At 46.8% G+C, this 10,452-nt stretch carries 6 protein-coding genes and 1 pseudogene; 4 read left to right on the top strand and 3 right to left on the bottom strand.

Translation table 11 applies throughout. The features are described 5' to 3' along the window. Positions 1 to 162 precede the first annotated feature (162 nt). The 3 genes from AND4_RS13035 to metF all read left to right on the top strand — a co-directional run bounded on the left by AND4_RS13035 (position 163) and on the right by metF (position 4,912). Positions 163 to 1,323: an O-succinylhomoserine (thiol)-lyase gene (locus AND4_RS13035; protein ID WP_009843443.1), complete on the top strand. Its 1,161-nt coding sequence runs from the start codon at positions 163 to 165 to the stop codon at positions 1,321 to 1,323. Between the two features lie 17 nt (positions 1,324 to 1,340). Continuing rightward, positions 1,341 to 3,749, top strand: a complete 2,409-nt coding sequence (locus AND4_RS13040) for a bifunctional aspartate kinase/homoserine dehydrogenase II (RefSeq protein WP_009843444.1) — start codon at positions 1,341 to 1,343, stop codon at positions 3,747 to 3,749. Positions 3,750 to 4,009: 260 nt separating this feature from the next. Further along, on the top strand, positions 4,010 to 4,912 hold the full coding sequence (metF, locus tag AND4_RS13045) for a methylenetetrahydrofolate reductase (protein WP_009843445.1): 903 nt from the start codon (positions 4,010 to 4,012) through the stop codon (positions 4,910 to 4,912). A gap of 79 nt (positions 4,913 to 4,991) precedes the next feature. Here metF and AND4_RS13050 read toward each other — a convergent pair whose 3' ends face one another. From AND4_RS13050 to argE, 3 genes are all read right to left on the bottom strand, one after another. Further along, positions 4,992 to 5,531 carry a PadR family transcriptional regulator gene (locus tag AND4_RS13050; protein ID WP_009843446.1) on the bottom strand — a complete coding sequence of 180 codons (540 nt, stop codon included), beginning with the start codon at positions 5,529 to 5,531 and terminating at the stop codon, positions 4,992 to 4,994. A 437-nt stretch (positions 5,532 to 5,968) separates the two neighbouring features. Then, a complete protein-coding gene (gene ppc / locus AND4_RS13055) occupies positions 5,969 to 8,602 on the bottom strand; it encodes a phosphoenolpyruvate carboxylase (RefSeq protein ID WP_009843447.1) in 2,634 nt (877 codons plus the stop codon). 299 nt (positions 8,603 to 8,901) lie between these two features. Further along, positions 8,902 to 10,038 (bottom strand): acetylornithine deacetylase, encoded by a 1,137-nt coding sequence (argE, locus tag AND4_RS13060; RefSeq protein WP_009843448.1) that lies wholly within the window; start codon positions 10,036 to 10,038, stop codon positions 8,902 to 8,904. A gap of 143 nt (positions 10,039 to 10,181) precedes the next feature. On the opposite strand from argE, the pseudogene AND4_RS13065 reads away from it, so the two are divergent. Continuing rightward, positions 10,182 to 10,452, top strand: a pseudogene (locus AND4_RS13065) (N-acetyl-gamma-glutamyl-phosphate reductase); the annotation flags it as partial.

Raw genomic sequence — 10,452 nt, forward strand, 5'->3', positions numbered from 1 at the left:
GCCATAAGCAAAGACATATAGACGTCCAGAAGTGTTGACGTCTCATTTTTAGACAAGTAAAGTGAGGTTATTCGTTAGGGATGCTTGTTAATCAATTGAACTATACAAGCTAGATATAGCGCATTCCCCTTAAGATGTCATCACCCGTGAAAGGATACACCCATGACCACTCGTAACCCAGCGACCATTGCTGTACGCACTGGTATTGAATCAGATAGTCAATACCATGCGGTTGTACCACCCATTTATCTTTCGACTAACTATGGTTTTCCTGCGTTTGGCGAGGTTCCACAATATGATTACACCCGTTCCGGAAACCCAAACCGAGGTCTGCTCGAGCAAGCGTTGTATGAACTCGAATCAGGCAAAGGTGCGGTCGTTACTAACTGTGGTACGTCGGCTTTAAACCTTTGGATATCCGCGTTTCTTGGCCCTGATGACCTAATTGTAGCACCACACGATTGCTACGGTGGTACGTATCGATTGTTCAACACTCGAGCAAATAAAGGTGACTTTAAAGTGCAGTTTGTCGACCAATCGGATCAGCAAGCTCTGGATGCAGCGATGGTGAAGAAACCAAAGCTTATCTTGTTAGAAACGCCGTCAAACCCGCTGGTGCGTGTGGTTGATATTGCCACCGTGTGTGAAAAAGCAAAACAAGTTGGCGCACTCGTTGCCGTGGATAATACTTTTTTGACACCTGTGTACCAAAAGCCTCTGGAGCTTGGGGCGGATTTTGTTATTCACTCAACGACGAAATACATTAATGGACACTCTGATGTCATTGGTGGTGTGGTGGTCACCAAGAGCGAAGCGCATGCTGAAGAATTAGCATGGTGGGGTAACTGTATTGGCGCAACGGGCACGCCATTCGACAGCTACATGACACTAAGAGGGCTCCGTACGTTGGGTGCGCGGATGCGAGTTCATGAAGAAAGCTCTCAGCAAGTGTTGGCATCGCTACAAACGCAATCTTTGGTGGCGAAGATTTATCATCCAAGCCTGCCAGAGCATCCTGGTCATGACATCGCGAAAAAACAACAATCTGGTTTTGGCTCTATGCTGAGTTTTGAATTTGCAGGGTCTTTTGAGCAGTTAAAAGTGTTCGTGAAAGCGCTTGAACTATTCTCTCTCGCTGAATCGTTAGGCGGTGTTGAAAGCTTAATTTGCCACCCTGCTTCAATGACACATCGTGCCATGGGTGAAGAAGCATTGGCTGAAGCGGGTGTCTCTCAACAGTTACTGCGTCTGTCGGTTGGTTTGGAAGATGCGCAAGATCTGATTGCCGATCTTGAGCAAGCATTCGCGAAAGCTGCACAGTAGTTGGGGGAGGAAAGGTCATGAGTGTACAACGTCAGCTGCATAAATTTGGCGGCAGCAGCTTAGCGAACCCCAAATGCTACCAGCGTGTGGTCAGTATTCTTAAAGAGTATTCTGCAGAAAATGACTTGGTGGTGGTTTCAGCGGCAGGAAAAACGACGAACCGTTTGATCGAGTTTTTAGACGGGTTAGATAACGATGGTCGTATTGCCCATGAGGCCTTGCAGGGCTTACGACAGTTTCAAACAGAATTAGTAGAAGCTCTGCTAGAAGGTCAAGTAAAGGCGCAACTGCTTGCTTTGCTTCAAGATGAATTCAGCACCTTGGCTGAGTTAACTGTTCCGCTGACAGACACACAAAAAGCGGCGGTATTGGGCCATGGTGAAGTATGGTCTTCACGCTTGCTTGCTGCGCTGTTATCGCAAGAGGACCTGCCAGCGGTGGCACAAGATTCGCGTGTGTTTCTGCGCGCGGAAGCAGGAACACAGCCAGAAGTCGATCGTGCTCGTTCATATGAACTGATCAAAGACGCACTGATTCAACACAAGCATAAACGCGTGATCATCACGGGTTTTATGGCACAAAACCAAGCTGGAGAAACGGTACTGCTTGGACGTAATGGTTCAGACTACTCAGCAACCATAATTGGAGCTCTGGCGGAAGTAAGTTCAGTCACTATTTGGAGTGATGTGGCTGGTGTTTATAGTGCAGATCCTCGCTTGGTATCGGATGCTTGCCTACTTCCGCTGCTACGTTTGGATGAGGCAAGTGAACTTGCTCGTTTGGCTGCTCCTGTACTTCATAGCCGAACGCTGCAGCCTGTGGCGCAGAGTGCAATGGACTTGAATCTCAAATGTAGTTATCAGCCAGAATCTGGCTCAACGCGCATTGAACGTGTATTGGCATCGGGTCGCGGCGCAAAAATCATTACCTCACTTGATGACGTGCTATTGGTTCAGCTGTCTTTTCTCCATGGCCACGATTTTGATCGAGCACAGAAAGAGGTTCTGCAAGCTTTAAAGCGTGTTCAATTAGAGCCTTTAGCATTTGAAGCTCAAGAAGATCAATGTACTTTGCGCCTGGCATATACTGCTGAGATTGCTGGTGGTGCACTGGCTTATCTGCAAGATTTGGCCGTTGAAGCCGAAATCAAACTGAAAGAAGGCTACTCATTAGTGGCTGCAGTTGGTGCTGGCGTGACAAAAAACGCCAATCATTGCTTTGGCTTTTATCAACAATTAAAGCGTGCACCAGTGGAGTTTATTTCAGAAGCAGAATCTGGCTTAAGCTTGGTTGCCGTGCTTCGCCGCGCAGAAGTCGAAGAGCTGGTACAAAGTATTCATAGTCAACTGTTTCAAGCACAAAAGCGTGTCGCGATAGCCTTGTGCGGTAAAGGAAACATTGGGTCAAGTTGGCTATCACTGTTTGCAGAGCAAAAAGAAGAGCTCGAAAAACGTCACGGCATGAGTTTTGATCTGGTCGCCGTGGTCGACAGTCAAACTTACTGGTTTGATGAAAACGGCATTGATGCGGAAACTGTGGCTCAACGTTTTAATGATGAGAGTATTGAGAACGATGGAGATTGGTTAACTAAGCTGAGTGCGGTACAGAACTTCGATGAAGCCGTGGTATTAGATGTCACGGCGAGTAAAGATCTGGCAACACGTTACGTGGAAGTCGCTCAGCAAGGTATTCACCTTATTTCTGCCAACAAAGTAGCAGGTTCGGCAGGGAGTCAGTATTACCATAAGGTACAAGATGCTTTTGCTAAAATCGGACGTCATTGGCTATACAATGCCACTGTTGGCGCAGGGCTACCGATAAACCATACCGTCCGAGATCTGCGCGAAAGTGGTGATGATATTGTCGCCATATCGGGTGTTTTTTCGGGCACCTTATCTTGGTTATTCCAGCAATTTGATGGCTCAGTATCGTTTGCTGAACTGGTCGATTTGGCTTGGCAACAAGGTTTGACTGAGCCAGACCCTCGTGCTGACTTAGATGGTTCTGACGTGATGCGTAAGTTGGTTATCTTGGCTCGTGAATCTGGTTTGGATATTGAACCAGAAAACGTAAAAGTGGAATCGCTTGTACCAGAAGAGTTGCGAGAACTGAGTTTAGACGCCTTCTTTGATCGAGCTGATGTCCTAAGTGAGATGCTACAAGCGCGTTTGGTCAAAGCACTGCGAAATGACCAAGTGTTGCGTTATGTTGCGCGTTTAGAGCGTAATGGTAACGCGACAGTGGGGGTCGAAGCGTTATCACGTGAGCACGCATTGGCGAACTTACTGCCGTGTGACAATATCTTCGCAATTGAGAGTAAATGGTACAAAGATAATCCACTGGTGATTCGTGGTCCAGGAGCTGGGCGTGAAGTGACAGCTGGGGCGATTCAATCTGACCTCAATCGCTTGGCTGGTTTGTTCTAAGCTGACAACAACACGTTTACGAAAGACGATAAAACCTCGGATTGTTTCTGGGGTTTTTTATCGCCTCTGCAAAATCGAAAAGTAAGTCTGAGGATGAGAGACTAAGCAACTTGAACTCTCTTCATTCTAAAGTTGAGAAAAATTCATAATCACAAGGTTGACATTAAATCCTATTCAATACATTCTGTGGACATATAGACGTCTAAACGTCAACTTAAGGAATTTTGATTTCGTGGTGAAATTGCCGCAGGGAGAGTAAGATGGGATACACGCATGCAGGGCACATCGATGCCTTAAACCAGAATATCGCTGAACTATCAGACAATATCAACGTCTCATTTGAGTTTTTTCCACCAAGCAGTGAGAAGATGGAAGAAACGCTGTGGAATTCGGTGCACCGTCTTAAAACCCTTCAACCAAAATTTGTCTCTGTAACGTATGGTGCAAACTCAGGCGAGCGTGATAGAACTCATTCCATTATTAAAGAGATCAAAACAGCGACGGGTCTCGTTGCTGCGCCTCACTTAACGTGTATTGATGCAAGTCGTGATGAGCTGATCCGTATTGCCGATGATTACTGGCATAACGGTATTAAAAACATCGTAGCTCTGCGTGGTGATATTCCAGCGGGTGGAGGGGCTCCAGATATGTACGCTTCGGATTTGGTTGGACTGCTTAAAGCGCGTCACGACTTTGATATTTCAGTGGCGGCATTTCCCGAAGTACACCCAGAAGCGAAAAGTGCTCAGTCGGATCTACTCAACTTAAAGCGCAAAGTCGACGCTGGGGCTAACCGTGCGATTACTCAGTTTTTCTTTGATGTCGAGTCTTACCTTCGTTTTCGTGACCGCTGCGTTGCCGCTGGAATCGACGTAGAGATCGTTCCGGGAATCTTGCCCGTTTCGAACTTCAAACAAGCATCTCGCTTTGCGGCGCAGAACAATGTGAAAGTGCCTGGTTGGATGAGCAAACAGTTTGAAGGTTTGGATGAAGACCCAGTGACTCGTCAGCTAGTTGGTGCGAGCCAAGCGATTGATATGGTCCGTGTATTAAGCCGTGAGGGGGTGAAAGATTTCCATTTTTACACCCTGAATCGAGCGGAGATGACCTACGCACTGTGCCACACTTTAGGCGTTCGTCCACAAGTCGCTGTCAGCGTTTAATCTGTTTTCCTCAGATTGAGACAGTAAAAAGAAAAGGCTTGCCTACTGGCAAGCCTTTTGTTTGATTTAAAGTGATGAATTAGCCAATCACCTCAAGTTCTGTCAGTACTTCTTCTGCCCAGTTAATCCACGCTTCACGTAGCATTAGGTTACGACGAAGAGTCAGACGCTCCAGACGTGCTTGCTTGTCTAGCGTTGATGGCGTTGCGTAGTAAGCCGCTTCGATCTCTTTGTAATGAGCAACCAATTTACGAGACTCTTCGACAAGTTCAGAAAGTTGGTCGCGGAACGGCGCTGCTGGTTGCACGGCACAAGCAACAAGCTTCGCAGAGAATTCGTCGCGTACCGTTGGATGTGCTGTTGGTTGATCAAACCATTCGCCCAACGCGCTACGGCCTGCGTCAGTGATTGAGTAAACTTTGCGGTCTGGTTTGCCTTCTTGGGGCTCTAATACGCAAGTTACCAGTGCTTTCTCGGCCATTTTATTAAGTTCACGATAAACTTGCTGGTGGCTTGCTTTCCAGAAGTAACCGATGCTAGCTGAGAATTCTTTAGTGATATCGTAACCGGTAGCGTCGCGAGTGCTGAGTACAGTTAGAATTACGTGTGGTAATGACATGTCTTCAATCCAAATGGTCAATAAACTTGTGAATAAGCTAACTACACTTTCATTTGCGTTCTTAATGACGCTTAAGTTTTTTAATGTGTAGCTAGCACCAACAATGTTGGTCCTGTCACCTTAAAGCCGTTTATCACCTAGAGTTGATGGATGTTTCCATCGAGCTGGAGCTTATATGATTAGATTTGTGAGCTTCCAGCGGAGAGGTAGTATATAAATAATAAGCATGAAGTGGAATAGTAGGACAAAATTACCCAAAAAAACTAATAAAATACTCAATAGCAAGCTTGTTTAGTGAATTATTTTGTTTGTTGGGGACTTTTTGTTCGTTACTTAGGTTAATTATCTGGCCGAATCTTGCCAAAATAGCAGGAATGGTTGCCTGACAATAAAGGCTGAGCTGCTACTCAGCCTTTGTGTATCGTTACGCGGTTCAATTAGCCCGTGTTACGCATGCCAGCAGCAATACCGGCAATTGTCACCATTAGTGCTTCTTCTAGGTTTGCAGAAGCTTCCTCTGTTTGACGAGTACGGTATAGTAATTCCGCTTGAAGCATATTTAATGGCTCAACATAGGTATTACGAAGGCGAATAGATTCTAAGCCCCATGGGTCACTTTGCATTAGGTTCTCGTTGTTCTCTACATTCAGCACTGACTTGATGTCTTGTTGCAGTTGCTTCCGTAGTCGATCTCCTAATGGTTGTAACTGATCGTCAACTAAGCGTTGATCATAGTAGTGAGAGATTTCCATGTTGCACTTGGTGTATACCATTTCAAGCATACCTAAACGAGTTGAGAAAAATGGCCATTCACGACACATTTCTTCCAGTAGTGCCTGATGCCCCTTGTCTACCGAGTACTGAATCGCCTCACCAGCGCCTAACCATGCAGGAAGAACTAAACGATTTTGGCTCCAAGAAAAAATCCATGGAATCGCACGTAAGCTCTCTACGCCACCATTTGGGTTACGTTTTGCTGGGCGTGAGCCAAGTGGCAATTTACCGAGTTCTAGCTCCGGAGTTGCCTGGCGGAAGTAAGGGACAAAGTCTGGTTCGCCACGAACGATACTGCGATACGCTTCACAGCTAACTTCAGATAAAACATCCATTAGGTCTCGCCACTCTTGCTTCGGCTCAGGTGGTGGGAGCAGGTTTGCTTCTAGGATGGCACTCGCGTACAGGTTAAAGCTATTGACTGCAACGTCAGGTAGACCAAGCTTAAAGCGAATCATCTCCCCTTGCTCGGTCACGCGTAGACCGCCTTTCAGGCTCTTAGGTGGTTGAGATAATAATGCGGCATGCGCTGGCGCGCCCCCACGACCAATCGTACCGCCACGACCGTGAAACAGTGTCAATTCAACACCTTCTTCCTCTGCAACGTTAACCAGAGAGTCCATAGCGTGGTATTGCGCCCATCCTGCAGACATGACACCTGCATCTTTTGCTGAGTCAGAATAGCCGATCATGACCATTTGGTGGTTCTGGATAAAGCCACGGTATAGGTCAATGCCCATCAGCTGTTTGATGACTGCTTCCGCGTTGTTCAAATCATCCAGTGTTTCGAATAGAGGGCATACGTCCATGCGATACGGACAGCCTGCTTCTTGCAGCAGTAAATGAACAGCCAGGACGTCAGAGGCGGTGCGCGCCATGGAGATAACATAAGCCCCAAATGCTTCACGAGGCTGCGCTGCAACAATTTTACAGGTATCCAAAACCTCTTTAACCGGTTCTGACGGCTCCCAATCACGAGGTAGAAGAGGGCGCTTAGACGCAAGTTCGTTGGTTAGGAAAGCAATCTTATCTTGCTCGCTCCATTGTTCGTAGTCACCAATACCAAGGTAACGAGTCAGCTCAGACAGAACGTCTGCGTGACGGGTGCTCTCTTGACGAATATCGAGACGAACCAAGTGGATACCGAATGCTTTAACACGGCGCAGCGTATCCAGCAGCGAACCGTTGGCAATCACGCCCATGCCACATTCATTCAGCGATTGGTAACAGGCGTAAAGTGGTTCCCAAAGTTGTTCTACTTTTTGCAGTGGTGCTTTGACTGCCAGTTTCTGGCCATGAACTTTTGCATCTAAAATGTCTTTAGTTTCGCTCAGCAGTGAACGCAGCTGTTTTAGGATTGCACGGTATGGTTCGTGTTGATCTTCACCGGCAAGCTCACGAACTTTGTCGTTGCACACTGTCATCGACAGTTCGCTGATCAACTCGTTGATGTCGTTGAGATACAGATCAGCAGCTTTCCAACGAGACAGAAGCAGCACTTCACGAGTCACACTGTGGGTCACAAATGGGTTACCGTCGCGGTCACCACCCATCCAAGATGAGAAGTGCACAGGGCGAGCATCAATTGGCAGATCTTCGCCAAGGTAAGATTTCAGGCGGTCGTTCATTTCACGTAAGAAGTCAGGTACGGCTTCCCACAGTGAGTTTTCTACAACGGCAAAACCCCATTTAGCTTCATCAAGCGGTGTAGGTCGCTGCTGACGAATAACGTCAGAGTGCCAGCTTTGAACGATCAGCTGTTCAAGGCGACGTTCGGTTTTCTTGCGTTCTTTGAAAGAGAGATCACTTAACTCTAGCTTAGACAGACATTCATTAATCTTAACAAGCTTGTTGATCATGGTGCGACGAGTGATTTCGGTTGGGTGTGCGGTGAGCACGAGTTCAATGTTTAGGTCGCGGATTGCTTGGGCCGTCTCCAGCTTACTCACATCATTTTGCTCAAGTTTTGCGAACAGCGAGTTAATTGCGTCAGGTTCGCAGATGTGTTCTTCACAATGACGTGAAATGGTGTGGTATTGCTCTGCAATATTGGTCAGGTTGAGAAATTGGTTGAACGCGCGCGTAACGGGCGTCAATTGTTCACCTGGCAGGCTTTTAATTTCTTCTATTAAACTTTCCCTGTCAGCCCGATTTCCAGCTTGAGCCGATTTGGATAATTTACGAATGGTTTCCACTTTCTCGAAGATTTCTTCGCCATGAGCATCACGAATTGTGTTACCCAGAAGGTGGCCCAACATGCGCACATTACTTTTCAGTGCGGCGTATTTCTCGTTCATTGTCATCCTGCCTCGTAAAAAAACTACATCCATTGTCCTTGTTTAGACTCCAATCTAGCCAAAATAACCAGTTATAGTCAAATAAAGCCGAGTCAGTTTGTAATCATTCTGCTGTTTAGCTGATTTAGAGCAAAATTAGGTCTGCTTGACTAAGTTGATGTGAAAATTAATTACAAAATGACCGCTTAAATAGCGATGTAGCGTACTTCAAGAAGCAAATAGCGCCGAGGGGAGTGGGAGTCGAAGATGACAAAATGCAGCCCAATAGCGCTGCATTGTCAGAAAAGTACAAAATGCGACTAACAACAATATTTCACCATCGCACGCGAGAGCACATCAATGGTTGGGTCGATAAAGTCGAGAGATAGGAACTCATCCGGTTGATGAGCTTGATCAATTGAACCTGGGCCGAGAACCAAGGTGGGACACAACTGCTGTAGAAATGGCGCTTCAGTGCAGTAGTTCACGGTTTCTGAGCTGGTTTGGCAAATTTCTTCTACACCTCCGATAAATGGGTGGTCATGTTGGCATTCGTAGCCTGGAATGGGTTCGTGCAGGGGAATAATTTCTAATCGCCCAGGCCATTTGGCTTCGATTTCCTTTAGCGCGCCGCGCAGCATGTTCTCTAACCCATCAAGGCTGATGCCAGGGAGGGGGCGCACATCATAATGCAATTCACAGCAACCGCAGATACGGTTCGCACTGTCACCACCGTGAATATGCCCAAGGTTCAAGGTAGGGCTTGGAATCGCAAATCCTGGGTGATGATACTCTTTTACCAACTTATCGCGTAGCTGCATCATAGCAAACATGACTTCATGCATGATCTCAATCGCGTTGACGCCAAGAGCAGGATCGGATGAGTGACCGGATTTGCCTGTTACGCGAATCGCGTTTGCCACATGCCCTTTGTGGCCTCGAATTGGCACCAGGCTGGTGGGCTCACCAATGATGCAGTAATCCGGTTGAAAGGGAGCGTTCTCAGTAAAGTGACGCGCACCCAGCATGGTGGTCTCTTCATCACAGGTCGCCAATACATAAAGTGGCTTGGTCTGTTTACTCCAATCGACTTTCTTCACCGCTTCATAAATAAACGCGAAGAAGCCTTTCATGTCAGCAGTCCCCAGACCGTAAAAGCGGTTGTCTTTTTCGGTTAGCTTATGTGGGTCAAAACTCCAACGGCCTTCATCAAATGGCACAGTATCACTGTGACCCGCGAGCAGCAGACCGCCTTCACCTTCGCCCATACGTGCGATCATATTGTGTTTGCCTGTTGCGACTTCGATCACTTCAACACTGAAGCCAAGATCGTTAAACCAAGAAGCGAGCTTCTCGATCACTTTGGCATTGCCTTGATCCCAACTGGGATCGGTTGAGCTGATCGAAGAGGTGCTGATCAGTCCTTCATAGACCTCTAGAAAACTTGGTAATTGCATGGATTGTTCAATTCTCCTGTTGACAGACAAAGCACAAAAATGTAAAACACATATTAAATCATATTTTATGAATAATAAATCACAATGAAGTTAATTTTAAACATGGATAGTCATTTGATCCTTAAGTATATGGATGCCACGTCATGCTAAAAACCACGATTATCGGAGCCAGTGGCTACACTGGCGCAGAACTGGCTTTCATGGTCAACAAACACCCTGAACTCACGCTAGCAGGTTTATACGTTTCCGCCAATAGCGTGGATGCAGGAAAGAATATTGCTCAATTGCACGGAAAATTGACCGGTGTGATTGATATGCCAGTATCGCCGCTGATCAACCCTGAGCAAGTTGCCCAAGCATCTGATGTGGTCTTTTTGGCGACGGCGCACGAAGTGAGTCACGATTTAGCCCCGG

Origin of the sequence: Vibrio sp. AND4, from assembly GCF_000171815.1 — a bacterium.
In the GTDB taxonomy this organism is placed as follows: Bacteria; Pseudomonadota; Gammaproteobacteria; order Enterobacterales; family Vibrionaceae; genus Vibrio.

Bases quoted from the DNA above. Each gene is read 5' to 3' on its own strand.
- AND4_RS13035 (WP_009843443.1), top strand. From the start codon at position 163: ATGACCACTCGTAACCCAGCGACCATTGCTGTACGCACTGGTATTGAA.
- AND4_RS13040 (WP_009843444.1), top strand. From the start codon at position 1,341: ATGAGTGTACAACGTCAGCTGCATAAATTTGGCGGCAGCAGCTTAGCG.
- metF (WP_009843445.1), top strand. From the start codon at position 4,010: ATGGGATACACGCATGCAGGGCACATCGATGCCTTAAACCAGAATATC.
- AND4_RS13050 (WP_009843446.1), bottom strand. From the start codon at position 5,531: ATGTCATTACCACACGTAATTCTAACTGTACTCAGCACTCGCGACGCT.
- ppc (WP_009843447.1), bottom strand. From the start codon at position 8,602: ATGAACGAGAAATACGCCGCACTGAAAAGTAATGTGCGCATGTTGGGC.
- argE (WP_009843448.1), bottom strand. From the start codon at position 10,038: ATGCAATTACCAAGTTTTCTAGAGGTCTATGAAGGACTGATCAGCACC.